Source organism: Streptomyces sp. CHD11, assembly GCF_018638295.1.
Classification (GTDB): domain Bacteria; phylum Actinomycetota; class Actinomycetes; order Streptomycetales; family Streptomycetaceae; genus Streptomyces.
In genome coordinates this window covers 1-25,264 of record NZ_JABTTS010000010.1, presented here as the reverse complement: position 1 = coordinate 25,264, position 25,264 = coordinate 1, and the positions used below count along the sequence as shown (strand labels likewise).

The following is a 25,264-nucleotide window of genomic DNA, read 5'->3' as shown; positions in this document are numbered from 1 at the left end:
ACGAGGTGTGCTCAGCCGATCTGTGTACCGGTGGCCGACAGGGCCTCCGTCACCGGCTGGAAGAAGGTCGTGCCGCCCGAGGCGCAGTCGCCGCTGCCGCCGGAGGTGAGGCCGACCGCGCTGCCGCCCGAGAAGAGCGAGCCGCCACTGTCGCCGGGCTCGGCGCACACGTCGGTCTGGATCAGACCGTTGACGATGTCGCCGTTGCCGTAGTTCACGGTGGCGTCCAGACCGGTGACCGTGCCGGAGTGCACCTGGGTGGTGGAGCCGCTGCGGGTGACCTGCATGCCCACGGTGGCCTCGGCGGCGCCGGAGATCGCCTGCGTGGAGCCGTCGTAGAGGTTCACCTCGCTGGGGTGGTCCACGTCGGCCGTGTACTTCACCAGGCCGTAGTCGTCACCCGGGAAGCTGGACGCCGCGCTCTCACCGATCACGCCGCCCGAGGAGTCCGACCAGGTGGAGACGCCCTCGGTACAGTGCCCGGCGGTGAGGAAGTGCGGCTCGCCGCCCTTGGTCACGTTGAAGCCGAGCGAGCAGCGCCCGCCGCCTCCGGTGATGGCGTCGCCGCCCGCGACGAAGGGCTTGTACTCGCCCTTGGTGCGCTGGAGTTCGGCCTTGGCGCCCAGCGAGTCCACGACCTCGGTCAGCTTGGCCCACTCGGCCGCGGAGACCGTGCGGTCCGCGGTGACGACGACCTTGTTGGTGGTCGGGTCGGTCACCCAGGCGGTGCCCGGGATGGTGGCGTCCTGCTCGAGGGTGGTGTGCGCGCCCTTCAGCGCGGCGAGGGAGTTCGTCACGACTCTCGCCTCGGCTCCGGCCGACTCGACCGCCTCGGCGGCGGCCTCGTCGAGCACGTTCACCACAAGACTCTTGCTCTTCGCGTCGTAGTACGTTCCCGCCGCGTCGGCGCCCAGGTCCTGGGCGAGCGTCGATGCGAGCTTTCCGGCCGCGTGGACCGAGAGTGTCCGGGGCGCGGCGTCCGCCGGCACCTCGCTCGCGTTCGCAGTCTGGAAGGTGACCGCGCCGGCGGCCAGCGCGGCGATGCCCGCACCCGCCATGGCCACACGTCGCCTGGGTATGCGTCGGTGCTTCAACTCACGTCCTCCTGTGGGGGGACGGCCCGGAAGGTTGTGGGGACCTCACCGGACCGGAAGGCGTACGGCCACGGGGGTGGAAGACGAAAGAAGCCACGCCCGTGCCGGTCGAACGGCGCCCACTCTTCCGAATCCCACAGGGAGCACACAAGGTCGACTTCAGGACGCGCGTACGGCAACGGCCGCGCGCCCCCTATGTCCTGACTGGTCATGGACACGTAGGGTCGTTCGCGCAGCAAACATTACGCAGGGGTATCCGGCGGTACGGACCACGGGATACGTCGGTGGCTTGAAATCGACCCTCGTGGTCCGGCTCCACCCGAGGCGTGGTGGACGGAAGTTGCTTTCGCACCGGTTCCGGCGCCGGACCCGAAGACCGCCGGACGCCGCCCCGGCAGGCGGACACGGACGAGCCCCCGCACGCGGACTCGCGTGCGGGGGCTCGTCGTGCTGCCGGATGCCGATGGATTCGGCGGAACCCGTGGAACCGGTGGTGCGGAACCGGTCCTAGTAGACGCTGACCCCGTAGGCGCTCAGGGCCTCGGTCACCGGCTGGAAGAAGGTCGTACCACCGGTGCGGCAGTTGCCGCTGCCACCGGAGGTCAGACCGTACGCGGTGCCGTTGCTGCCGTAGAGCGAGCCACCGGAGTCGCCGGGCTCGGCGCAGACCGTGGTCTGGATGAGGCCGCCGACGACATCGCCGCCGCCGTAGTTCACGGTCGCGTTGAGGGCGGTGACCCGGCCGCTGTGCGTGCCCGTGGTGGAGCCGTCGCGGAGGACGGTGGTGCCCACGCCCGGGGTGGCCGCACGAGTGATGTCCACGCCGTTGGCGGTGCCGGGGCGGCTGACCGACCCGGTGTAGCGCACGATGCCGTAGTCGTTGCCCGGGAAGCTGGAGCCGGCGGTCGAGCCGAGGACCTGAGACCGGCTGGAGTTGCCGTACCAGGTGCCCGCGCCCTGGGTGCAGTGACCGGCGGTCAGGAAGTACTCGGCGCCGCTGCTGGACCGGACGTTGAAGCCGAGGGAGCAGCGTCCGCTGTTCGAGTAGATGGCGTCGCCGCCCTGGATGAGCTTGCTGAACTTGCCCGGGGTCCGCTTGACGGTGATCGCCCCGGCGTCGTCCCCGGCCTGCTGCTTGATCTTGTTGATCTCGGCCTGGGAGACGGTGCTGTCGACGGTGACGACGACCCGGTTGGTCTTGCTGTCGACGGCCCAGGCGGTGCCCGGGATGTCCGCCTGCAGCACCGAGCCGCTGACGCCCTTGAGTTCGGCGGAGCTGAAGGTGGACGGGGTGTCGGCCGCGTTCGCACTGGGGATCGCGATCGCGGCGGCGGCCACGAGTCCGGTCGATACGGCGATCAGCCGGGTCCGTCTCGAGATGCCACTGCGGGGGGTGGTGCGCTTGATCCTCACTTGTCGTTCCTCCACAAAGGAAGTAGGGGGCCCTCGTGGGGTTGTGGGCCCGTGAGGCGCAGTCAGCGGAGACGCGTCCGGATTCCGAACCCGCCGTGCCCCTGACAAGCGCTGGTGGCGAGTATTCGGCCGAACGACCGGTCGGCGCAAGGGTGTCTTTTGGACGTCAACCTTTGAACCATGTATGAGTTTTGATCCACGCGCGAAGTCGCGTTACCAGCGGTCACCTCCATCTGACGACCGGTCGAACAACGGCGAGGTGTCCGGAATTCGCCCCTCCGGGTGCCGTGCCGACGGACCGTCGGCCCCTCCCGGCGTTGCGCGCGCAGATCCCGGTTCAGCAGTTGCAGCCGCAGTCACAGCCGCCGCCCTCACCGCAGCAGTCACAGCAGTCGCAGCATCCGCTGCAGTCGCAGTTGGAGCAGGATCCCCGCCTGGGCTCGCCGGTCCAGGGGTCCTCGTAGGTGCCGCAGCACATCTGACAGGTGCAGGCGAGTCCCAGCCAGACCGCGCAGCCGGTGACCAGTCCCCGCCGGTCCCGGCGCGGCGGCCCGGGAGGCATCGGGGCGCCGGGGCCACCGGGCGGGGCATAGGCGCCGCTTCCATGGGCACAGGAGACCGTACCGAAGGCACGATGAACGGAGTTGGGCAGTTCATGGACGAGCAGCCGGTGCGCCAGGACTCCGCCCGTGCCGTGCCCCCCGGGGACGCCGGATCCCCAGTCCACTTCCGTCAGGGCGAGACGGATGCCGTGCACCGCGTCGTCGGCGAGCCGGCGGGCCTCCTCCAGCGGGGTGCCGGTGGCGGCGAGCGGGTTCCAGGCGCCCGAGGCGGCATCGGCCTCCCGGTCCTCCACGGCGTCCAGCAGGTGCGCGAGGCGCCCGAAGAGACGCCCCGCCTCCGCGAGCGGTCCGGCGTTGTGCGGCCGGCCGGCGAGCACGGCGGTGTGCGCGAAGGCCGCCGCGGTCGCGGTCTCGGTCGGCTCGGTGACGGTGAGGATCGGGGTGCCGGGGCCGGCGAGCGTCTCGATCCCGGCCTGCCGGTCCACGGCGTCGAGCAGGACGGCCGTGTCGAAGCCGACGCCGGCGCCCGTCCGTGCCCCGGCCCGGTCCCAGCCCGCAGCGACCCGGTGCGCGGCGAGCGCCACCGGTCTGCGCGCCAGCAGGCCGTCACCGTCGGCGACATGGTCGCGCATCTTGGCGGAGGCGAGGACGAGGGAGACGGCCGCCGCGAGCCGCGCGCCCTCACCGTGTGCGACGGAAGCGGTGCGCATACCGCGCAGCGGACAGGGCCCCGCGGTGCGCCGTCCCGCTTCGGCAAAACCGGACTGAGCTTCCGTCAGAACGGATATCAGCAGCCCGTCGTAGTTGGTGACGATGCGCGCGAGCTGGCCGTGGTCTTGGCGCAGCGCGAGACAGAGCCCGCACAAATGGGCCATCCACTGGGTGGTGAGCTTCTCCCCGAGCCGGTGCCGACACGGCCTGACCATTCCGAACACTACGTTCCCCCGTGCAGTTGTACGACGCTGAGCGGCCGCATCGTAGCGCTCACCGCGTTCACCCGTACGCACCCCTCATCACCCGGATGCCGGGAAGAATCATATTTCACTCACAGTCAGCATCCGTTTACACCAAAACCCTTGGGAAACACGGACTCTCGACGGATTCGCTGTGCACCAGTACCGTCACAAACCCCCCGTGCGGCGTCTATCCACTTGGCGCGCCATCCGCATCATGGACGACCATAGGGATGCGGAAAGCAGAAAAGACCGCTGTGAGAGGAGGCGTCCATGGGATCGGTACGCAAGGCGAGTGCCTGGCTTGGCCTCGTCGACGACAACGAAGACGAGCGTTACTACGACGACGACTACTCCGACGGGCCCGAGACCGGGGAGGCCTGGGTCACCGATCCGCGGGTCAAGGTGGCCGCGGACGTCGCCGAGGAGAAGGGCCGCCGCATCGGCACGGTCACCCCGGACAGCTTCCGGGACGCCCGCGCCATCGGCGAACTGTTCCGCGAGGGCGTTCCCGTCATCATGAACCTCACGGCCATGGACGCGGGTGACGCCAAGCGCGTCGTCGACTTCGCCGCGGGCCTGATCTTCGGCCTGCGCGGTTCCATCGAGCGGGTGTCCAACCGGGTGTTCCTGCTCAGCCCGGCCGACACCGAGGTCGTCAGCGGCGAACCGGCCGCCCACCGTTCGGACGGTTTCTTCAACCAGAGCTGAGGCAGGGCCGCTCGCCGGCCCTGCCCCTTCGGACGCTCACCGGAAGGCGTCGAGCCCGGTGAGCGCCTTGCCCAGCACGAGCTGGTGCATCTCGACGGTGCCCTCGTAGGTGAGCACCGACTCCAGGTTCGTCGCGTGCCGCATCACCGGGTACTCGAGCGAGATCCCGTTGGCCCCGAGGATCGTACGGGCCGTACGGCAGATGTCGATGGCCTCGCGGACGTTGTTGAGCTTGCCGAAGCTGACCTGCTCGGGACGCAGGCGGCCGGCGTCCATGCGCCGCCCCAGATGATGGGCGAGCAGAATTCCCTTGTGCAGTTCGACCGCCATGTCGGCGAGCTTGGCCTGTGTCAGCTGGAACCCGCCGATGGGACGCCCGAACTGCTCCCGCGTCCTCGCGTAGTCGACCGCCGCCTCGAAGGAACTCCGCGCGGCGCCCATCGAGCCCCAGACGATGCCGTACCGGGCGTGCGAGAGACAGCTGAGCGGCCCTTTGAGGCCGGTCACCTCCGGCAGCACGGCGTCGGCGGGCAGCCGTACGTCGTCCATCACCAGTTCGCTGGTGACGGAGGCGCGCAGCGACCACTTGTGCCTGATCTCCGGCGCCGAGAACCCCGGGCTGCCGGTGGGCACGACGAAGCCCCGGATCCCCTCGTCGGTCCCCGCCCACACCACGGCGACACCGGCCACCGACCCGTTGGTGATCCACATCTTGCGCCCGTTCAGCACCCAGTCGGTGCCGTCCTTCCTGGCGTAGGTGCGCATCGAACCGGGGTCGGAGCCGGCATCGGGCTCGGTGAGACCGAAGCAGCCGATGACCTCGCCGGAGGCCATCCCGGGCAGCCAACGCTGCTTCTGTTCCTCGCTGCCGAAGCGGTGGACGGCGTACATGGCGAGCGAGCCCTGCACGGAGACCAGGGAGCGGATGCCGGAGTCGGCCGCCTCCAGCTCCAGACAGGCGAGTCCGTACTGGACGGCGCTCGCACCCGCGCAGCCGTAGCCGTCGAGGGACATGCCGAGCGCGCCGATCCCGCCGAGCTCCCGGGCCAGCTCCCGGATGCCGGGCAGCTCGCCCTTCTCGTACCAGTCCGCGACATGGGGCAGCACCCGGTCGGCCGCCCACCCGCGCACGGTGTCCCGGATCGCCAGGTCCTCCGGCTCCAGCAGCTCGTCGAGGCCGAGGGGGTCGGCGGGATCGAAGGGGGGCAACTTCGCGGACGCGGACATGGGACACCCTCCGGGGACGGATCCGGACAACTCCGGGACATCGACTAGCACTGCTAGTCACGGCTCGGGGCGACGTTACGACGCCGTCTCCCGCACGTCCACCCCGGCCGGGCGGGCGTGGGCGGGGCCGTGGCTCACCCCGTCGCCCAGGAGGACACGGGGCTCGACGGCCTCGCGCGGTGCCGGCAGCCCGACGGGCGCGGCCTCGCACTGCATCACCCTCGGCAGCCTCAGCGCCATCGCCGCACCGAGCAGCAGCAGCCCCGCGCTCACCAGCAGGGTCACGTGCAGCCCGTGCACGAACGCGTGGCGCGCCGCCTGCCGCAGGGCCTCGCCGGCCGGGCCTCCGAGCTGAGCCGCCACCTCGTGCGCCTCGCCCAGGGAATGCCGTGCGGCGGCGGACTCGGCCGCCGGAACCCCGGGGACGCCGGCGACGCCGGGGCCGTAGGCCGCGTTCATCACGCTGCCGAGCAGAGCGATCCCTATTCCGGCACCCAGCTGGTAGGAGGTCTCACCGATGGCCGCCGCCCCGCCGGCCCGCTCCGGCGGCGCCTCGCTGAGCATCGACTCGTACGCGCCGAACAGTGTGGTCTCCAGACCGAAGCCGAGCAGCACGAAACCGGTGACCAGCAGCGGGGCGTTGTCGTGTCCGCCCATCGCGGTCAGCAGCACCACCGCGCCGGCCGTCAGACAGAAGCCGGAGCAGACCATGCGGCGCGGTCCGAACCGGCGCAGCATGCGCGCACCCGCCAGTCCCGCCGCCATCGCCGCGACGGTCAGCGGTACCAGGCGCAGCCCGGTCTCCAGCGGGGAGAGCCCCAGTACCAGCTGGAGGTACTGGGCGGCGATCAGCTCCAGGCCCACCAGGGCGAGCATCGCCAGCACGATGCAGCCCACCGACGTGCTGAACGCCGGCCGGGCGAACATCCGCAGGTCGACCAGCGGATGGGCGCGGCGCCGTTGCCGGCGCACGAAGACGGTCAGCAGTCCGGCGCCCAGGAGCAGCGGCAGTACGGTCCACACGCCGGTGACGGATTCCCCGCCGCCGAGCCGTTTCACCCCGAGGACCAGCGAGAAGAGCGCCGCGGCGGCCATCAGCGCGCCGGCCACGTCCCAGGGTCCGTCGGCGGGCCCCTTGGACTCCGGCAGCAGCAGCCGTCCCACCGGGAGACCGACCACCATCAGCGGGATGTTGACCAGGAAGACCGAGCCCCACCAGAAGTGCTCCATCAGGAAGCCGCCGACCAGCGGGCCGACCGCCGCGCCCACGGCGGCCACCGCGCTCCAGACACCGATGGCGAGGGCGCGCTCGCGCCGGTCCGGGAAGACCTGGCGCAGGATCGACAGGGTCGCCGGCATGATCATCGCGCCGCCGACGCCGAGCAGCGCCCGTGCCAGGATGAGCAGCTCGGCAGTGTCCGCGAGGGCCGCCATGCCGGAGGCGACACCGAACAGGGCGTATCCGAACAGAAGGACGCGTCTGCGGCCGACCCGGTCACCCAGGGTGCCGAAGAGGATCAGCAGCGAGGCGCAGACCAAGGGGTAGGCGTCAACGATCCAGAGCAGTTCCACCGCGCCGGGCCTGAGGTCCTCGGTGACGGCGGGGACCGCCACGTGCAGCACGGTGGCGTCGACGGCGACCAGCAGCAGGCTGACGCAGAGGACGACGAGCACCACCCAGCGGTTGGCACCGGCCCCGGCCGCCCGACGGCGCAGCGCGGCGGCCGTGGTCGTCCCGGACATGTACACGTACCTCCCAGATGTTCCCTCGCGCTCGGCGGGCTCATGGGGTGGGGACTCCCCCGAGACTCGGCCGGAGAGGAGCGGTGGTCTCCGGCCCGCGCAACGAACGGCGAGTGACACGTCAGAGTACGCCAGCGGACGCGGAGGTCGAGTGGCGGGCCTCGCACAGTTCCGGCGGATCGGTGTGGCGTACACCACGTCCTTTCCCCTGTGGGCACGCCCCTGCGGGACGGTCCGGTTCCGCCCCGGGACGATAATCGGGCCCGTGAACGATCTCGAGACACGCGCCACCCCGGCCCGGTCCGGAGCGCTGCGCCGGGCCGCACCGGCACTCCTCGGGTACGCCGCCGTGCGTGCCCTGGGCCTGGTGGTGCTGGCCCTGTGGAGCGAGGCGCGCGGCAAGAGCGCGTACACCCTGCTGACCGCCCGCTGGGACTCGCTCTGGTACGCACGCGTCGCCGAGCTGGGTTACGGCTACGAAGTGCGGCTGCCCAACGGGGACGTGCACTCCGACCTGGCGTTCTTTCCGCTGCTCCCGTGGCTGGAGCGGCTGGTGGCGGCGGTGTCGCCGCTGTCGTACGCCGACGGCGGGTTCCTTGTCGCGGCGGTGGCCTCGCTCGCCGCGGCCTGGGGCGTCTTCGCCGTGGTCGACCACGTGTACGGGCGCCGGGCCGGGGTGTACACGGTGCTGCTGTGGGCGGTGCTGCCGGTCGGGATCGTGCAGTCGATGGCGTACAGCGAGTCCCTGTTCACCGCGCTCGCCGCGTGGTCGCTGTACGCCGTGCTGACCGGCCGCTGGGTGACGGCGGGCGTCCTCGCGGGCCTGGCGGGGCTGACCCGGCCGGTGGGGCTGGCGGTGGTCGCGGCGCTGTGGGCGGCAGCCGTGGTCTCCTTCCTGCGGGACCGCGCCGACGCCCCTCGCGGGGACACCCCCTTCGGGCGGGATCGCAGCGCGGCGCCGGGGGACGGCGCGCGCACCGGCGAGCACGCCGGTACCTCCGCCACCACCCCGCGCGCGCCTGCGCCGGACGGCGCCCCACGGGTCCTGGGCGCCCCCGATGTCCGCCTGCGCCGGGTCCTCGGCATGCTGCTCGCGCCCCTGGGAGCCGCCGGTTACGTCCTGTGGGTGGGGCACCGGACCGGGAACGGCCCGCCGGCCTATCTGGAGGTGCAGGCGGGCTGGCGCAACGGGTTCGACGGCGGGTACGCCTTCGCCCGCTTCATCGCCGGCAGATTCACGTCGTTCCCGTCCGCCCTGGCCGGAGTCGGACTGGTTCTCGGCGTCGGCCTCCTGGTGTGGCTGTACGTGGTCTGCGTACGCCGGCGGCAGCCGCTCCCCCTGCTGGTGTACGCGGGGGTCGTCACCGCGCTCGCCCTGTGCGCGTCGAGCTACTTCGGCTCCAAGCCACGGCTGCTGCTGCCCGCCTTCCCCCTGCTGGTGCCCCTCGCGCTCGCCCTGGCCCGGCTGCGCGCACCCCGCCCGGCGCTGGTCGTGGGGGCGGTCGCGGCGGCGTCGGCGGCGTACGGGGCGTTCTGGCTGAACGGCTCCGGGCCGCCCTGACCCGGCGGACGGCCGGTGAGCACCGGGAGAATTCCACACCAGGCTGCGGTGAACGCATACAGAAAAGCGATAAGAACCGTGCCCCTGAATGGCCTAAAGAATTCATGACCGCACCGCGGATCAACAGAAAATAAAGGCCCTCCTGAGAGGAATCCCACATCACATCGTCATCACAAAGACGCTGATTCGCCGGGCTTCCCCGCTCACTCGCTGTAACGTCGATTGGGTGCGTACCGAACGGAAACACACCCGTCTGGACCGGGTGTTCGCGAGGCTGGACCGTGAGCCGGAACGACCGGCTCACATCGGCATGCCGCGAATGAGCCGGCACCGGATGGTGCTCTTCGGCGCCACCCTGGCCTTCTACGTGGCGATCGTGTGGGCCGTAGTGATCACTTCCTGGCTGGTCCGGCTGGACTGGCAGGTGATGTTCTTCCGTCCCTACCAGCAGTGGCCGGAGCTCCACGCCTTCGTGGACTACTACGTGGTGCTGGGCCAGCGCGGCCCGACCGCCGTGATGGTCGCGTCCTGGCTGGGCTGGCGCTCCTGGCGGCAGCACACGCTGCGCCCGCTGCTCGCCCTGGGCGTCTCCCTGCTGCTGCTCAACGTCACCGTGGGTGCCGCGAAGTACGGCATGGGACGGCTCGGACCGCACTACGCGACCGAGATCGGCTCCAGCGAGATGTGGCTCGGCGGCGATATATTTCCCAGCGGCCACACCGCCAACGCCGTGGTGACCTGGGGAATCCTGGCCTACCTGGCCTCCACCCCGAGAGCGCGCCGCTGGCTGTCCGCCGTGTCCGCGGTGACCTCGCTGGGCGTGGGACTGTCCACCGTCTACATCGGGACGCACTGGCTGAGCGATGTGGTCCTGGGCTGGGCCGCGGGCCTGCTGATCCTGCTCGCGCTGCCGTGGTTCGAACCGCTGATCGCACGCACCGAGACCCGCGTGTTCGACCTGCGGGACCGCTGGCTGGCGCGTCCGGGCCGGAAGGCCCCGGCGAAGGACGCGGTCGGGCAGCCCGTCATGCTCAAGCCGCTCACCGACCGCACGGAGCCCGTAGCCGGCCCCGTCCCCACGGGCCGCTCGGCCCGGCCGCCGGCCCATCTGGCGCCCGGCCCGCACACCACCCGCGCGGAGCGCTCCCCGGTCTCCCCGGCGGGCAGCCGCCGTCCACCGCACCCGGAGCGCCACCCGCGCGGGGCGACGTCGGCGACCCGCCCCTGACGGCGGACGCCGGACACGTCCGGTGCGTATGCGCACCCGGCGGCCCCGGTTCCCTGGCGGAAGGCGCCGCGGGACCGGGGCCGCCGGGTGTCTCAGCCCTTCCAGGCGCGCGCCACGCGGCCGTCCTTCACCTCGAAGTTCAGCCGGCCCGCGCGGTACTCCATGGTGATGATCGTCCCCGGCGCCAGCGCCCGCACCGTCGCCCAGCCGCGTTCGCGCGCGAGGTGCTCGGCCCGGTCGGCGGCGAGGCCGACATAGGCGTCCGGACTGTCGTGGGGCTCCGCGGGGGGTGTCGGAATGGGTGCCATACGGCGAGGCTATGCCCTGGTCCGTGAGCGGGGAAGTCCACGCCGGAAGCGGGGTCCGCGGTACCCCCGCGGTCACACTTGTGTCACAGGATCACGACAGACGTCCGTGACGGTGGCCTTCACCCGGACGGACCTTCGCCTCCCCCTTCCGCAGGTATTCGAACGTAATTCCCGCGTGTCACACCGACCCCGCGTAAAAGCCCGGCGGTAATAGCCGGAGAAGTGATCCCTGGACCCCTTCCTTTTCACCGCCGCGCGGGACCCGGGGAAGTCCGTGCTCACAAGAAATACCCATTCCCGTCACACGATCCGCCACGCCCTCTGTCGGAGGACCCAAGGAGGCGAGCATCATGACGTGGGTCCGGGGTACCTGCGGCGCGGGCTCCGGCGGGCCCGGTGTGCGAGGAGCGAGGGAGCGAGCGATGGGGACGCAGACCGTCCGGGCGGCGGAGCGGCCGGCGCACGAGGGGCGGCGGGGGCGCGTGGTGATCGACTGGCTGACCACCACCGACCACAAGAAGATCGGACACCTCTATCTGATCACGTCGTTCGTGTTCTTCCTGATCGCCGGGGCGATGGCGCTGCTGATGCGCGCCGAGCTGGCCCGGCCCGGCCTGCAGATCGTCGACAACCAGCAGTTCAACCAGTTGTTCACGATGCACGGCACGATCATGCTGCTGCTTTTCGCGACGCCCACCTTCGCCGGGTTCGCCAACGAACTGATGCCGCTGCAGATCGGCGCGCCCGACGTGGCCTTCCCCCGGCTGAACATGCTCTCCTACTGGCTGTTCCTCTTCGGCGGACTGATCGTGCTCGGTTCGCTGGTGGTGACCGGAGGCCCGGCCGCCTACGGCTGGTTCGCCTACGCGCCGCTGAACAGCCTGGAGTACTCGCCCGGCGTCGGTCCCGACCTGTGGATCATGGGCCTCGCGCTGGCCGGGTTCGGCACGATCCTCGGCGCGGTCAACTTCATCACGACCATCATCGGGATGCGCGCGCCCGGGATGACGATGTTCCGGATGCCGCTGTTCACCTGGAACACGCTCTTCACGTCGATCCTGGTCCTGCTGGCGTTCCCGGTGCTCGCGGCGGCTCTGCTGGTGCTGGAGGCGGACCGGAGGTTCGGCTCCCAGGTCTTCGAGGCGGCCAACGGCGGGGCACTCCTGTGGCAGCACCTGTTCTGGTTCTTCGGCCATCCCGAGGTCTACATCATCGCGCTGCCGTTCTTCGGCATCGTCACGGAGATCATCCCGGTCTTCAGCCGCAAGCCGCTGTTCGGCTATCTGACGCTGGTCGGCGCCACCATGGCCATCACCGGACTGTCGGCCGTGGTGTGGGCGCACCACATGTTCGCCACGGGCGGGGTGCTGCTGCCGTTCTTCTCCTTCATGAGCTTCCTGATCGCGGTGCCGACGGGGGTCAAGTTCTTCAACTGGACCGGCACCATGATCAAGGGCTCGCTGTCCTTCGAGACACCGATGCTGTGGGCGACCGGGTTCCTGGTGTCGTTCCTGTTCGGCGGCCTGACCGGGGTGCTGCTGGCGTCGCCGCCGCTGGACTTCCATGTGACGGACTCGTACTTCGTCGTCGCGCACTTCCACTACGTGGTCTTCGGGACCGTCGTCTTCGCGACGTTCGCCGGGTTCTTCTTCTGGTGGCCCAAGTTCACCGGGAAGATGCTCGACGAACGGCTCGGCAAGATCCAGTTCTGGACGCTGTTCACCGGCTTCCACGCCACGTTCCTGGTGCAGCACTGGCTGGGTGCCGAAGGCATGCCGCGCCGCTACGCCGACTATCTGGCGGCGGACGGCTTCACCGCGCTCAACACCGTCTCGACCATCGGCTCCTTCCTGCTCGGAATGTCCACTCTGCCGTTCCTCTACAACCTCTGGAAGACGGCCAGGTACGGCGTGCGGGTCGAGGTCGACGACCCGTGGGGTTACGGGCGCTCCCTGGAATGGGCGACGTCGTGTCCGCCACCGCGGCACAACTTCACGACGCTGCCCCGGATCCGCTCGGAGTCGCCGGCCTTCGACCTGCACCATCCGCAGTACGCGGCCGTGACGCCCCAGCCCGAGCCGGAGAGCGAGCAATCCGGTCATGAGCCGCGCTGACCGCGTCGGCCGGGCCGGCCGGCGCCGGCCGTGAGGATTCCGGGAAGTCCCGGCCGCCGGGATCGTACGGCGACCTGTCGTGCCGGGCCTGTGCCGCTGCGGTGGGTACCATCGATTTCCGGCCACCCGCTTCATTCCCTGATTTCCGGATTTGTCGACAGGTCGCCGGACTTCCCGCCGAACGCCCCGCCCCCTCAACAGCCGCGCCACCTCCGCCAGTTGACGATGTGCACGGAACGCGGTGCCCTCCGTGACCCCGCGCGCCGGATGGTTCGATTACGTTCGCCCCGGGGCGTGACTCCCGCCTCGGATCGCCCGTTGTCTTCTTCATGAGCCGGGGACCCGCCCGGACCACGGGCCGGGAGCCACCCGGCCTCGCCACGCACGCATCCTGAGGGAGCCACCCGTGCCGCGCATGCTCGACGTCAGCGACGAGGTACGCGCCGAGATCGGCGACGAAGAAGCAGCCCGCCTGCTCGCCGGAGAGTCCGCCCCGGGCAGTTACGACTGCACCTCCTGCCGCACCCAGGGCGACCCCGAGCAGGAGCGCACCAGCACTGTCCTGTTCATCGGGGACGAGACCGCCGTGCTCGCCTTCGCCCACGCCACCTGCCTGCCCTCGCAGGTCGTACAGGTCACCGAGGAGCAGCTCCAGGGTGCCGTACGGGCCATCGGCGACCACACCCCGGAGCCGGAGGCCGCGCACGTCACCCCCGAACAGGCCGTGCTGGGAGTCACCAGCGGGCTGGCCCTGATCGCCGGGGAGCTGCACCCGGCCCTGGTCGTCGAACCGACCGCGCCGGTCGCCCGGCCCGGTTCGCTCGGGGCCGGCGACGACTTCCTGCCCCTGCTCATCGAGCAGGGCTTCATGCCGCTGACCGAGCTGTCGGCCGTACCGCCGGTGCTGCACGGCTGGTCGGTGCTGCTCGCCGCGGGCCAGCTGCACGCCGTGCTCCAGCCGAACCCGAACGGCGGCCGCCCGGTGGCCTGGTGGCAGGCCCACCAGCCGCTCCAGGTCACCGACGGCTGGCGGGCGGCCGCCAACAAGCACCAGCAGGTGCTGCTGTTCGCGGCCCCGGTCGGCTCGATCGGCCGTCAGCCGCGCGAGGACCTGCTGCGCGACGCACTGGACAAGGCGGCGGCGAACGGCAAGCTGGTCGCGGCGGCACTGCCGCTCGCGGGCATCTGACCGCCCCGCCCGAGCACTGCCGGTCGCGCCGCGGGAAACCCGCCGCGGCGCGACCGGCGAAAGCCCCAAAAGGGCCGCATCCCTTGCGGAGCGGGGTCGTTTGGACATACGTGCACGCATACGACGTTCCCCGCCGCCAGTCCCTCGCCTCGGTCCCCGCCCCCGTGCGCCCGGCGCAGGACTCCCGGAGCGGTCACTCGGCCACGCCGATCTACGACGCCCTCTACACCGAGTACGTCAAGTCCTTCCGCTCGCTGCCGGGCGACCGCAGCGGCGAGGAGGACATGGGCTTCACCGCCTTCGGGAACATCCCGCACAGCAGTACGGGCGCGTACGGCGGCCACAGCCCGGGTTCCTTCGGCGCCTCCCTGATGAGCGGCGCGTACGGCGCCGGGGCGGGCACCTCCCGGACCGACGGCGGGCAGCCCCAGTGGCAGCGGGTCGGCACGGTCGGCCGGAACGCCTCCGGGATGCACCACGTGCCGGCCGGGCTGCCGCCGGCGCCGCGCAGGGGCGCCTGACCGGAGCACGGTGAAGGGGCGGTCCCGGCCGGGACCGCCCCTTCACCGTGCCGCTCGTCCGCTACTTCTTCCGGCCGCGCTTCTCACGCACCCGCACGGAGATGTGGATCGGGGTCCCCTCGAAGCCGAACTCCTCGCGCAGCCGGCGCTCGATGAAACGCCGGTACCCGGCCTCGATGAAGCCGGAGGCGAAGAGCACGAACCGCGGCGGCCTGGTGCCCGCCTGGGTGCCGAAGAGGATCCTCGGCTGCTTGCCGCCCCGGACCGGGTGCGGGTGGGCCGCGACCAGTTCGCCCAGGAACGCGTTCAGCCTGCCCGTCGGAACCCGGGTCTCCCAGCCCTCCAGCGCCGCCTCGATCGCCGGGACCAGCTTCTCCATGTGCCGTCCGGTACGCGCCGAGACGTTCACCCGCGGCGCCCAGGCGACCTGGCCGAGCTCGGTCTCGATCTCCCGCTCCAGGTAGTAGCGGCGCTCCTCGTCGAGGGTGTCCCACTTGTTGTACGCGAGGACGAGCGCGCGGCCCGCCTCCACGGCCATGGTGACGATGCGCTGGTCCTGGACCGAGATGGACTCGGAACCGTCGATCAGGACGACGGCCACCTCGGCCTTCTCGACGGCGGCCGCGGTGCGCAGCGAGGCGTAGTAGTCGGCGCCCTGCTGGAGGTGGACACGCTTGCGGATGCCCGCCGTGTCGACGAACTTCCAGGTCTTGCCGCCCAGCTCGATCAGCTCGTCGACCGGGTCCCGGGTGGTGCCGGCGACCTCGTTGACGACGACCCGCTCCTCCCCCGCGACCTTGTTCAGCAGCGAGGACTTGCCGACGTTCGGCCGGCCGATCAGGGCGACCCGGCGGGGGCCGCCGACCGCGGTGCCGAAGGTCTGCGCCGGCGCCTCGGGCAGGGCCTCCAGAACCTGGTCCAGCATGTCGCCGGTACCGCGGCCGTGCAGGGCGGAGACCGGGTGCGGCTCGCCGAGGCCCAGGGCCCACAGATAGGACGCGTCGGCCTCGCCGCTCTGGCCGTCCACCTTGTTGGCACAGAGCACGACCGGCTTGCCGGCCTTGCGCAGCAGCCGGACGACGGCCTCGTCGGTGTCGGTGGCGCCGACCTTGGCGTCCACGACGAAGACGACGGCGTCGGCGGCCTCGATGGCGTACTCGGCCTGAGCGGCCACGGAGGCGTCGATACCGAGGACGTCCTGCTCCCAGCCGCCGGTGTCGACGACCTTGAAGCGGCGGCCGGCCCACTCGGCCTCGTAGGTGACCCGGTCGCGGGTGACTCCCGGCTTGTCCTCGACGACCGCCTCCCGGCGGCCGATGATGCGGTTCACCAGGGTCGACTTGCCGACATTGGGCCGGCCGACGACGGCGAGCACGGGCAGCGGGCCGTGGCCCGCGGCCTCGATCGCGCCCTCGACGTCCTCGGGGTCGAAGCCCTCCTCCGCGGCGAGCTCCATGAACTCCGCGAACTCGGCATCGCCCAGCGACCCGTGATCGTGCTCGTGCGCACCCTCGTACGCCTCCGAGCCGTCGGGCTGGATGTGGTCGTTCATGAAGTCCGTACCTCGTCGTTCATCGTGGTGATCGGTGGAACCCCGCACACAACGGGTGATCCACTACTCAAGTGTCGCAGGGTCTGTGCCACGCGAACCCGTGGCAGACCCTAGCGCCCGGTGAGGCGCGTGGCGTTCTCCAGATGAGCGGTGAGCTGCTTCTGGATGCGTTCGGTCGCCTCGTCCAGCGCCTTGCGCGTACGTCTTCCACTGCCGCCCGCACCGGAGCTTCGCGCCCCTTCGATGGCCTCGAACGGGTCGCCGAAGACGACGTCGACGCGGGAACGCAGTGGAGGCAGTGCTGTGACCAACCGTCCGGGACGGTCGGAACTTCCCAGGACGGCGACGGGCACGATCGGCGCGCCGCCGCGCACGGCGAAGTACGCGAGTCCCGCGCGGATCGCGGCGAAGTCGCCCTCGCCGCGTGTGCCCTCGGGGAAGATACCGAGGACCCCGCCCCGCTCCAGCACACCGAGCGCCCGGGAGATCGCCGTGCGGTCGATGCTGTGCCGGTCGACCTTCAGCTGCCCGATGCCGGTCAGGAAGGGGTCGAGCGGTCCGATGAACGCCTCCTTCTTGATCAGGAAGTGCGTCGGCCGGGGCGCCACGCCCATGACCATCGGGCCGTCCAGGTTGTGCGAGTGGTTCACGGCGAAGATCAGCGGACCGGCCGCCGGCACCCGCCAGGCGCCCAGCACACGGGGTCTGAACAGCCCGTACATCAGGCCGACGCCGATGCGCCGCCCGACCTCGGCGCTCCGCGCCGATGGGACGTCGGTCACTTCCCCGCCCGCTTCCCCTCGACGAGGGTGACGACACACTCGATGACCTGCTGAAGGGTCAGCTCGGTGGTGTCCACCTCGACCGCGTCGCCGGCCTTGGCCAGCGGGGAGGTCTTGCGGCCGGCGTCGGCCGCGTCCCGCTTGATCAGCGCCTCGCGGGTGGTGTGCAGGTCCGCGCCCTCGAGCTCGCCGCTGCGGCGGGCGGCACGGGCCTCCGCGGAGGCGGTGAGGAAGATCTTCAGGTCGGCGTCCGGCAGCACGGTGGTGCCGATGTCACGGCCCTCGACGACGATGCCGGCGACGGCCGCGGAGGCGATCGTGCGCTGCAGTTCGGTGATCCTGGCGCGCACCTCGGGGACCGCGCTGACGGCGCTGACCTTGGAGGTGACGTCCTGCTCACGGATCGGGCCGGCCACGTCGACGCCGTCGACCGTGATGGTGGGGCCCTTGGGGTCGGTGCCGGAGACGATCTCCGGCTTGCCCGCGACGGCGGCGATCGCGGACGGGTCATCTATGTCGATGCCGTTGTTCACCATCCACCAGGTGATCGCCCGGTACTGGGCGCCGGTGTCCAGGTAGTGCAGGCCGAGCTGCGCCGCCACGGCCTTCGACGTGCTCGACTTGCCCGTGCCGGAGGGACCGTCGATGGCGACAATCACGGGCTTGGCGGCGCCGTTATCCACGGAGGAACACCTTCCTGGTGCGGTGGAGTGCGGTGGACGGGGCGCACATGCGCCCCGCACCAGATTACCGGCCCCCCGGAACCCTTCCGACAAGCGGACGATCCGGCCCCCGCGGCCGCGGGGTCCCGGGCCCGCTACTGCCGGATCGACCAGCCCCGTTCGCGCAGCCCCGCGGTGAGGACCGGGGCCGCCTTGGGTTCCACCATGAGCTGCACCAGGCCGGCCTGCTGTCCGGTGGCGTGCTCGATACGGACGTCCTCGATGTTGACGCCGACGCGGCCCGCGTCGGCGAAGATGCGGGCCAGCTGGCCGGGCTGGTCGTCGATGAGGACCGCCACGGTCTCGTAGACGCGCGGCGCGGATCCGTGCTTGCCGGGGACCCGGACCTGTCCGGCGTTGCCGCGGCGCAGCACGTCCTCGATGCCGCTGCCGCCCTCGTGGCGCTTGTCCTCGTCGGAGGACTGCAGCGCGCGCAGCGCCCGTACGGTCTCGTCCAGGTCGGCGGCGAGGTCCGTGAGCAGGTCGGCGACCGGTCCGGGGTTGGCGGACAGGATGTCGATCCACATCCGGGGGTCGGAGGCGGCGATCCGGGTCACGTCCCGGATGCCCTGCCCGCACAGCCGTACGGCGGCCTCCTCGGCGTGCTCCAGGCGCGCGGCGACCATGCTGGAGACCAGGTGCGGCATGTGGGAGACGAGGGCCACCGCACGGTCGTGGGCGTCGGCGTCCATCACCACGGGCACGGCCCTGCAGTGCGAGACCAGTTCCAGGGCGAGGTTCAGCACCTCGGTGTCGGTGTCCCGGGTGGGGGTGAGCACCCAGGGCCGGCCCTCGAAGAGGTCGCCGGTGGCGGCCAGCGGGCCGGACTTCTCCCGGCCGGACATGGGATGGGTGCCGATGTAGGGCGACAGGTCGAGACCGCGCGCCTCGAGCTCGCGGCGTGGTCCTCCCTTGACGCTGGCCACGTCGATGTATCCGCGGGCGGCGCCGCGGCGCATCACGTCGGCGAGCACGCCGGCCACATGGGCGGGCGGGGCAGCGACGATCGCCAGGTCCACCGGCCCGCCGGGCGCCTCGTCCGTGCCGGCACCGAGCGCGGCGGCCGTACGGGCCTGTTCCGGGTCGTGATCGGCGAGGTGGACGGCGACGCCCCGCTGGGACAGGGCGAGCGCCGCGGAGGTGCCGATGAGTCCGGTGCCGATGACCAGGGCGGTTCTCACTGGGCGATGTCCTTGCGCAGGGTGGCCGCGGCGCCGAGGTACACGTGCGCGATGTCGGCGCGGGGCCGGTCGGACTCGATGTGCGCGAGGACCCTGACCACGCGGGGCATGGCGCCCTCGATATCGAGTTCCTGCGCGCAGATCAGGGGGACGTCGACGATGCCGAGCTTGCGGGCGGCGGCGGCCGGGAAGTCGCAGCGCAGATCGGGCGTGGCCGTGAACCAGATGCTGATCAGGTCGTCGGGGTGCAGGCCGTTGCGCTCGAGCACGGCGGTGAGCAGTTCGCCGACCCGCTCCGCCATGTGACCGGATTCGTCCCGCTCCAACTGGACGGCCCCCCGGACCGCGCGTACCGCCACGACGATGCTCCTTGCTGACGTGCGTGCCTGCTGTTCGGTCATCCAGCGTAGTCAGACCGGGGCGGGAGCGGCGCCGCGCGGTCACCCGCTGAGACGGGACGACATGCACGATCGGGGTCACTTCGCCGCTCCTTGCGCCACCTGTGCCGCTTTCGGTGTCAAGATGCGGGCACTGTGTCATCGCCGCTTTCCCCCCCATTTCTCCGGAGTGACGTCATGACCCCTCACGCCACGCGCCGCACGGTCCTGCTGACGACGGGCGCGGTGGCGCTGGCCGTGGGCTGCGGCTCGGACGGCGGGGACGGCGACGGGGACGGGCCGTCCCCGGACAGCGGCGGCCCCGGGCAGGTGCTGGCCGCCACCTCCGACGTCCCGGTGGGCGGGGGGACGGTGTTCAAGGACGCGGAAGTCGTGGTGACCCAGCCGGCCGAGGGTGACTTCAAGGCCTTCTCGGCGATCTGCACCCATCAGCGCTGCCTGGTGGCCGAGGTCGCGAACGGCACCATCGACTGTCCCTGCCACGGCAGCCGGTTCAGGATGACCGACGGCTCGGTGGAACGGGGCCCCGCCACCAGGCCGCTGCCCGCGGAGCGGATCACCGTGGAGGGAAATTCGATCCGCCTGGGGTGAGCCGCCGCGTACGCTCACCTGGCATGCGCCCCGAGACCCTGGTCAGCGACCACACGATCTACGCCTGCGTCATGGGCTCGCGCTCCCGGTGCGCCTCGGTGGTGTGCACGATCAGCGGGGACAGCAGCTGTTCCAGCACATAGCCGTTGCGCCGCAGCATCAGGCGGACGAACTTGCGCAGGTCGTGCGTGACCAGATCCATCTCGACGCCGTCCCGGACCCGGATCCGGGACCGGGTCTCCTCCGGCTCGCGCAGCCCGACCAGGTCGGCGGCCGGCAGCAGGTGCACGCCCCACAGGTCCACGTCGGAGTCGCGGGACGGGAAGCCGTAGAGGTGCGCGCCGGAGACGGTGGCGAACAGCAGCGGGTCCGGCTGTTCGTCGATCACCGGGCGCAGATGGAGGTCCAGGGTGTCGGTCACCGCTCAAGCGTCCCAGAGCGTCCCCAGCGCCAGCAGGTCGTCCCGGTACTCGATACGGTCCGCCCACTCGGCCGGCCAGGCGTCCGCGCCCAGGTGGGCCCCGGCGAAGGCTCCCGTGAGGCAGGCGATGGAGTCGGAGTCGCCCGCGGTGCAGGCGGCCCTGCGCAGGGCGGTGAGGGGCTCGTCGACGAAGAGCAGGAAGCAGAGCAGGCCGGTCGCCAGGGCCTCCTCGGCGATCCAGCCCTCCCCGGTGGCCAGGCACGGGTCGGTCTCCGGGGAGACGGTGCGCACGGCGTCCTGGAGGCGCCCGAGGATCTCCAGGCACTCGTCCCAGCCGCGGGCGATGAAGTGCTCGGGGGTGGGGTCCTGGGCGCGGGTCCACAGGTCGCCGAGCCAGAACTCGTGGTACCGGGTGCGGTTGTCGTAGGCGTAGGAACGCAGCAGTCCGACCAGGCCGGTCGGCTCGGCTCCCTGGGCCAGCAGCCGTACGGCGTGGGCGGTGAGGTCGGAGGCGGCGAGCGCGGTGGGGTGTCCGTGGGTCAGGGCGGACTGCAACTGGGCGGCACCCGCGCGCTGTTCGTCGGTCAGGCCGGGGGCCAGACCTATCGGCGCGACGCGCATGTTGGCGCCGCAGCCCTTGGAGCCGGTCTGACTGGCGTCCTGCCAGAGCCGGTCCTCGCGGGCCAGCAGGTGACAGGCCTCGAGGCAGGTGTTGCCGGGCGCGCGGTTGTTCTCGGGCGAGCGGTACCACTCCACGAACTCCTCACGCACCGGCCGCTCCAGCCGCTTCGGGGTGAGCGGACCGCGGTCCATGGCCGTGCGCAGGCCCCGTCCGAGCGCCAGGGTCATCTGGGTGTCGTCCGTGACGATCGCCGGCCGGGGCAGGTCCATCTCCCGCCAGGGGCCGGTCCTGGCGAGGATCGACGGGACGTCGTTGAACTCGGTGGGGAAGCCCATCGCGTCCCCGAGGGCGAGTCCGGTGAGCGTTCCTGTCGCGGCGCGCTTGGTGAGGGTGGTCGTGGTCATGCGGGGCGTCCTTCCGGGGGCGGCCGCAGCAGCGGCGGGTGGAGGGCGGCGGCGGTGCCCGCGCGGTAGAGCGCGGCGGGTTTGCCCCGGCCGCCGGTGAGACGGGACGCGCCGGGGACGGCCTCGACGAAGCCCGGGGTGGCGAGGACCTTGCGCCGGAAGTTGGGCCGGTCCAGTGCGGTGCCCCACACGGTCTCGTAGACCTGCTGCAGCTCCCCGAGGGTGAACTCGGGCGGGCAGAAGGCGGTGGCGAGGCAGGTGTACTCGAGTTTGGCTCCGACCCGGTCCCGCGCGTCGGCGAGGATCCGGTCGTGGTCGAAGGCGAGGCCCCGCGCCGCCTCGTACGGCGTCCAGCGGGCCTGCGCGGCGTCGCCGCCGCCGTGCGCCCGGGGGGCGTCGGGAAGAAGGGCGGCGAAGGCGACGGAGACGACCCGCATCCGGGGGTCGCGGCCGGGGTCGCTGTAGGTCCGCAGCTGCTCCAGGTGCAGGCCGGAGACGTCCGCGAGCCCGGTCTCCTCGCCCAGTTCACGCCGGGCGGCGTGCTCCGCGGACTCGTCCGGGAGGACGAAGCCTCCGGGCAGGGCCCACCGCCCGGCGAAGGGCTCCTGGCCGCGCTCGACGAGCAGCACGTGCAGCGCGTCCGCGCGGAGGGTGAGGACGGCGAGGTCGACGGTGACGGCGAACGGCTCGAAGGCGTACTTGTCGTAGCCGTCCATGACCCGCACCCCCCTTTAATAGTCGGTGTGACTATTAAAGGGGGGTGCGGGCGGAACGCACAACCCCTAGAGCTCGACCTCCTGCATCAGCATCCCGACCTCGGTGTTCGACAGCCGCCGCAGCCAGCCCGACTTCTGGTCGCCCAGGGTGATCGGCCCGAACGCGGTGCGCACCAGCTTGTCGACCGGGAAGCCGGCCTCCGCGAGCATGCGGCGCACGATGTGCTTGCGGCCCTCGTGGAGCGTCACCTCGACGAGGTAGTTCTTTCCGGTCTGCTCCACGACGCGGAAGTGGTCCGCGCGCGCGTAGCCGTCCTCGAGCTGGATGCCGTCCTTCAGGCGCTTGCCCAGGTCGCGCGGGATCGGGCCGACGATGTGCGCGAGGTAGGTCTTCTTCACGCCGTACCGGGGGTGGGTCAGCCGGTGCGCCAGCTCGCCGTGGTTGGTGAGCAGGATGACGCCCTCGGTCTCCGTGTCCAGCCGGCCCACGTGGAAGAGCCGGGTCTCACGGTTGGTGACGTAGTCACCGAGGCACTGCCGGCCCTCCGGGTCCTCCATGGTGGACACCACACCGGCGGGCTTGTTCAGTGAGAAGAACTGGTACGACTGCGTGGCGACCGTCAGGCCGTCGACCTTGACCTCGTCCTTCTCCGGGTCGACGCGGCGGCCCTGCTCGAGCACGATCTCGCCGTTGATCTCGACCCGTGCCTGGTCGATCAGCTCCTCGCAGGCCCGCCGGGAGCCGTAGCCCGCCCGCGCGAGCACCTTCTGCAGCCGCTCGCCCTCCTGCTCGGCGCCGGGGAAGGTCTTCGGGAGCTTCACGTCCTTCTTGCCCGCGTACCGCTCCCGGTTGCGCTCCTCGGCCCGTGCCTCGTACTCGCGGGACGTGGCCGGGACCGAGCGCCCCCGCTGCAGGGGCTTCTTCGGCCCGCCCTTGGCGCCTCCGCGGGCCGCCGGCCCGCGGCCCGACTTGGGCCCCTCCTGGGTGGCGCCGGGGCCGACGTCGTAGCGCCGCTCCTCCGGGCGCGGCTTCTTCGGACGACCGCCCTGCCGGTCGTCGCGGTCGTTGCCGGCACCGCGGTGACTGCCGCGGCCACCGCCGCTTCCGCCGCGGCCGCCGCTGTTGCCACCACGGCTCCCGCCGTTGTTTCCGCTGCTGTTCCTGCCGCTGCTGCTTCGCATCAAAGTTCCGTCTTGTCGTCTGCGTCCTCGGAATCCGGGGCGTCCGGATCGAACGACGGGACCCCTTCCAGTGTCTCGGCCTCGATCGCCTCCGCCTCCGGGAGGAAGGGCGCGAGCTCCGGGAGCTCGTCCAGACCGCGCAGGCCCATCCGCTCCAGGAAGTAGTTCGTCGTCGTGTACAGGATCGCACCTGTTTCGGGTTCCGTGCCCGCCTCCCCGATCAGACCCCGCTGGAGGAGGGTACGCATCACGCCGTCGCAGTTGACTCCGCGCACGGCGGAGACGCGGCTGCGGCTGACCGGCTGGCGGTAGGCGACGACCGCCAGGGTCTCCAGGGCGGCCTGGGTGAGCCGGGCCTGCTGGCCGTCCAGGACGAAGCGCTCGACGGCGGGGGCGTACTCGGGGCGGGTGTAGAAGCGCCAGCCGCCCGCGACCAGCCGCAGCTCGAAGCCGCGGCCCTGGACGGTGTACTCGTCGGCCAGCCGGCGCAGCGCGTCCGCGACCTGCCGCCGGGGCCGCTCCAGGATCTTCGCCAGATGCTCCTCGGTCGCGGGCTCGTCCACGACCATGAGGACCGCCTCCAGGGCGGGCCCGAGGTCGAGGTCCGCCACGGTGCGCGGTCCTGCGGGCGTCCCGGTCGTCTCCTCGCTCACGGCGTCCTCTCATCCTGCGGCTGCTCGGGGGGCCGGTCGAACTCGTCGGTGACCGTCGGTGCGGCGTCCCCCGCCCCGCCGGTCCAGCGCACGGTCAGCTCCCCCAGCGCGGTCTCCTGGTCGAGGGCGACGGCCTTCTCCCGGTACAGCTCCAGCAGGGCGAGGAACCGGGCGACGACGGTCAGGGTGTCGTCCGTGTCCTCGACGAGCGCCCGGAAGCTCGCCTCGCCGAGCTCCCTGAGCCGCGCGACGACGATCCCGGCCTGTTCCCGCACGCTGACCAGCGGTGCGTGGATGTGGTCGACGTACACCTGGGGCTCGGGCCGGGGCTGCATGGCCTTGACCGCGAGCCGGGCGAAGCCCTCGGCGCCGATGCTGATGACCACCTCGGGCAGCAGCTCCGCGTGGTGCGCCTCGAGTCCGACGGTACGGGGGTAGCGCCGGCCCTCTTCCTCCAGCCGCCGGTCGAGGATGTCGGCGATCCGCTTGTACGCGCGGTACTGCAGCAGCCGCGCGAACAGCAGGTCGCGGGCCTCCAGCAGGGCGAGGTCCGCCTCGTCCTCCACCTCGGCGGTGGGCAGCAGGCGGGCCGCCTTGAGGTCGAGCAGGGTGGCCGCGACGACCAGGAACTCGGTCGTCTCGTCGAGGTCCCAGTCGGACCCCATGGCCCGGATGTAGGCCATGAACTCATCGGTCACCCGGGACAGGGCGACCTCGGTGACGTCCAGCTTGTGCTTCGCGATCAGCTGAAGCAGCAAGTCGAACGGCCCTTCGAAGTTCGCCAGCCGGACTGTGAACCGCCCGTCCCCCTCCTCCGCACCGGCCCCGCCGACGCCGGGCCCGTCCGCACCGGCGGGCCGCGACACTCCGGGCGCGTCGGCGGCCTCCGGGCCCGCCGTCCGGCGTGCCTCCCGGGCCCCGGACCCCGTGCGCACCCCCGTGGTGTCCCCGCCCGCCGCGCTGTCCCCGCCCGCCACCGGGCCGGCCCCGGCAGCGCGGCCCACCGACGCGCCGGCGTCCGCAGCGCCCGCAGCCGGCGGACCGGCCGCCGGCAGCGGTTCACCGCCGCCGGCGGGCGGGTCCTGGGGTGTCACCGCGGTGCCGTGGGGAGGGGCGGGCTCCGCCGGCCCCGTGACCGTGTCCTCCGGATGCGACGCCGGCCCGCCCGCCTCCACGGGGGCGTCGGGCGCCGAGCCTCCCCCGGCGACACCGGCCCACGGCCCGGACGCCCCGGGCCGGGTGACAGCCGTCCCACCCGGCTCCCCGGGCACCACGCCCGCGTCCTGCGGCGCGCCCGGCACCGGTCCGCAGGCGTCTGTCCCACCGGCCCGGCCCGGATCTCCCGACCCGGCCCGCCCACCCGTCGGCAGCGCCCCCGGCGCATCAACGCCGTCCGCCCGCGCGGGCGCGGGCGA

Annotated in this window: 23 protein-coding genes and 1 pseudogene; 7 read left to right on the top strand and 17 right to left on the bottom strand. The window is 71.9% G+C overall.

Features of this window, described 5'->3' with window-relative positions; all coding sequences use genetic code 11:
* Positions 1-11 precede the first annotated feature (11 nt).
* From HTV45_RS12990 to HTV45_RS12980, 3 genes are all read right to left on the bottom strand, one after another.
* Positions 12-1,058: a S1 family peptidase gene (locus tag HTV45_RS12990; RefSeq protein ID WP_251692047.1), complete on the bottom strand. Its 1,047-nt coding sequence runs from the start codon at positions 1,056-1,058 to the stop codon at positions 12-14.
* A gap of 543 nt (positions 1,059-1,601) precedes the next feature.
* Complete coding sequence (locus tag HTV45_RS12985; RefSeq protein WP_215205889.1) at positions 1,602-2,507, bottom strand: S1 family peptidase; 906 nt, start codon at positions 2,505-2,507, stop codon at positions 1,602-1,604.
* 337 nt (positions 2,508-2,844) lie between these two features.
* Complete coding sequence (locus HTV45_RS12980) at positions 2,845-4,005, bottom strand: DUF5685 family protein (RefSeq protein WP_215205888.1); 1,161 nt, start codon at positions 4,003-4,005, stop codon at positions 2,845-2,847.
* 291 nt (positions 4,006-4,296) lie between these two features.
* Here HTV45_RS12980 and HTV45_RS12975 point away from each other — a divergent pair, with 291 nt between their 5' ends.
* A complete protein-coding gene (locus HTV45_RS12975) occupies positions 4,297-4,734 on the top strand; it encodes a cell division protein SepF (RefSeq protein WP_149550732.1) in 438 nt (145 codons plus the stop codon).
* A 36-nt stretch (positions 4,735-4,770) separates the two neighbouring features.
* On the opposite strand, the gene HTV45_RS12970 is transcribed toward HTV45_RS12975, so the two are convergent.
* On the bottom strand, positions 4,771-5,961 hold the full coding sequence (locus HTV45_RS12970; protein WP_215205887.1) for an acyl-CoA dehydrogenase family protein: 1,191 nt from the start codon (positions 5,959-5,961) through the stop codon (positions 4,771-4,773).
* Positions 5,962-6,036: 75 nt separating this feature from the next.
* Complete coding sequence (locus HTV45_RS12965) at positions 6,037-7,704, bottom strand: MFS transporter (RefSeq protein WP_215205886.1); 1,668 nt, start codon at positions 7,702-7,704, stop codon at positions 6,037-6,039.
* 265 nt (positions 7,705-7,969) lie between these two features.
* Here HTV45_RS12965 and HTV45_RS12960 point away from each other — a divergent pair, with 265 nt between their 5' ends.
* Entirely contained in the window at positions 7,970-9,265 is a 1,296-nt protein-coding gene (locus tag HTV45_RS12960) for a glycosyltransferase family 39 protein (protein WP_215205885.1), read from the top strand.
* A gap of 226 nt (positions 9,266-9,491) precedes the next feature.
* On the top strand, positions 9,492-10,493 hold the full coding sequence (locus HTV45_RS12955; RefSeq protein WP_215205884.1) for a phosphatase PAP2 family protein: 1,002 nt from the start codon (positions 9,492-9,494) through the stop codon (positions 10,491-10,493).
* Between the two features lie 92 nt (positions 10,494-10,585).
* Here HTV45_RS12955 and HTV45_RS12950 read toward each other — a convergent pair whose 3' ends face one another.
* Positions 10,586-10,801 (bottom strand): I78 family peptidase inhibitor, encoded by a 216-nt coding sequence (locus HTV45_RS12950; protein WP_215205883.1) that lies wholly within the window; start codon positions 10,799-10,801, stop codon positions 10,586-10,588.
* A gap of 422 nt (positions 10,802-11,223) precedes the next feature.
* Between HTV45_RS12950 and ctaD the strand changes: the two genes are divergently transcribed.
* The 3 genes from ctaD (at position 11,224) to HTV45_RS12935 (ending at position 14,625) form a co-directional block, all read left to right on the top strand.
* Positions 11,224-12,915: a cytochrome c oxidase subunit I gene (gene ctaD / locus HTV45_RS12945; RefSeq protein ID WP_215205882.1), complete on the top strand. Its 1,692-nt coding sequence runs from the start codon at positions 11,224-11,226 to the stop codon at positions 12,913-12,915.
* Positions 12,916-13,321: 406 nt separating this feature from the next.
* Entirely contained in the window at positions 13,322-14,104 is a 783-nt protein-coding gene (locus HTV45_RS12940) for a hypothetical protein (RefSeq protein WP_215205881.1), read from the top strand.
* A gap of 110 nt (positions 14,105-14,214) precedes the next feature.
* Positions 14,215-14,625, top strand: coding sequence for a hypothetical protein (locus HTV45_RS12935; protein WP_215205880.1), 411 nt, complete (start codon positions 14,215-14,217; stop codon positions 14,623-14,625).
* A 61-nt stretch (positions 14,626-14,686) separates the two neighbouring features.
* Here the strand turns inward: HTV45_RS12935 and der are convergent, their stop codons facing one another.
* The 5 genes from der to aroH all read right to left on the bottom strand — a co-directional run bounded on the left by der (position 14,687) and on the right by aroH (position 19,221).
* A complete protein-coding gene (gene der, locus HTV45_RS12930) occupies positions 14,687-16,177 on the bottom strand; it encodes a ribosome biogenesis GTPase Der (RefSeq protein WP_215205879.1) in 1,491 nt (496 codons plus the stop codon).
* Positions 16,178-16,287: 110 nt separating this feature from the next.
* Entirely contained in the window at positions 16,288-16,959 is a 672-nt protein-coding gene (locus HTV45_RS12925; RefSeq protein ID WP_215205878.1) for a 1-acyl-sn-glycerol-3-phosphate acyltransferase, read from the bottom strand.
* On the bottom strand, positions 16,956-17,642 hold the full coding sequence (cmk, locus tag HTV45_RS12920) for a (d)CMP kinase (protein WP_215205877.1): 687 nt from the start codon (positions 17,640-17,642) through the stop codon (positions 16,956-16,958). The genes HTV45_RS12925 and cmk overlap by 4 nt, the downstream gene beginning before the upstream one ends.
* Before the next feature lie 134 nt (positions 17,643-17,776).
* Positions 17,777-18,862, bottom strand: coding sequence for a prephenate dehydrogenase (locus tag HTV45_RS12915; protein WP_215205876.1), 1,086 nt, complete (start codon positions 18,860-18,862; stop codon positions 17,777-17,779).
* Positions 18,859-19,221: a chorismate mutase gene (gene aroH, locus HTV45_RS12910; RefSeq protein ID WP_215205875.1), complete on the bottom strand. Its 363-nt coding sequence runs from the start codon at positions 19,219-19,221 to the stop codon at positions 18,859-18,861. The genes HTV45_RS12915 and aroH overlap by 4 nt, the downstream gene beginning before the upstream one ends.
* A 216-nt stretch (positions 19,222-19,437) precedes the next feature.
* Between aroH and HTV45_RS12905 the strand changes: the two genes are divergently transcribed.
* Positions 19,438-19,851 (top strand): Rieske (2Fe-2S) protein, encoded by a 414-nt coding sequence (locus HTV45_RS12905; protein ID WP_215205874.1) that lies wholly within the window; start codon positions 19,438-19,440, stop codon positions 19,849-19,851.
* Between the two features lie 82 nt (positions 19,852-19,933).
* On the opposite strand, the pseudogene HTV45_RS12900 reads toward HTV45_RS12905, so the two are convergent.
* The 6 genes and pseudogenes from HTV45_RS12900 to HTV45_RS12875 all read right to left on the bottom strand — a co-directional run.
* Positions 19,934-20,272 (bottom strand): annotated as a pseudogene (locus HTV45_RS12900) (nucleotidyltransferase domain-containing protein); the annotation flags it as partial.
* Positions 20,273-20,275: 3 nt separating this feature from the next.
* The gene (locus HTV45_RS12895) at positions 20,276-21,298 is read right to left on the bottom strand and encodes an ADP-ribosylglycohydrolase family protein (RefSeq protein WP_215205873.1); all 1,023 of its coding nucleotides are present in this window, start codon (positions 21,296-21,298) and stop codon (positions 20,276-20,278) included.
* A complete protein-coding gene (locus HTV45_RS12890; protein ID WP_215205872.1) occupies positions 21,295-22,014 on the bottom strand; it encodes an NUDIX domain-containing protein in 720 nt (239 codons plus the stop codon). Before HTV45_RS12890 ends, HTV45_RS12895 begins: the two co-directional genes overlap by 4 nt.
* A gap of 66 nt (positions 22,015-22,080) precedes the next feature.
* Entirely contained in the window at positions 22,081-23,196 is a 1,116-nt protein-coding gene (locus tag HTV45_RS12885; protein ID WP_215205871.1) for a pseudouridine synthase, read from the bottom strand.
* Positions 23,196-23,849, bottom strand: a complete 654-nt coding sequence (gene scpB / locus HTV45_RS12880) for an SMC-Scp complex subunit ScpB (RefSeq protein ID WP_215205870.1) — start codon at positions 23,847-23,849, stop codon at positions 23,196-23,198. The genes HTV45_RS12885 and scpB overlap by 1 nt, the downstream gene beginning before the upstream one ends.
* Positions 23,846-24,943, bottom strand: coding sequence for a ScpA family protein (locus tag HTV45_RS12875; RefSeq protein WP_308309523.1), 1,098 nt, complete (start codon positions 24,941-24,943; stop codon positions 23,846-23,848). The genes scpB and HTV45_RS12875 overlap by 4 nt, the downstream gene beginning before the upstream one ends.
* Positions 24,944-25,264: the final 321 nt, after the last annotated feature.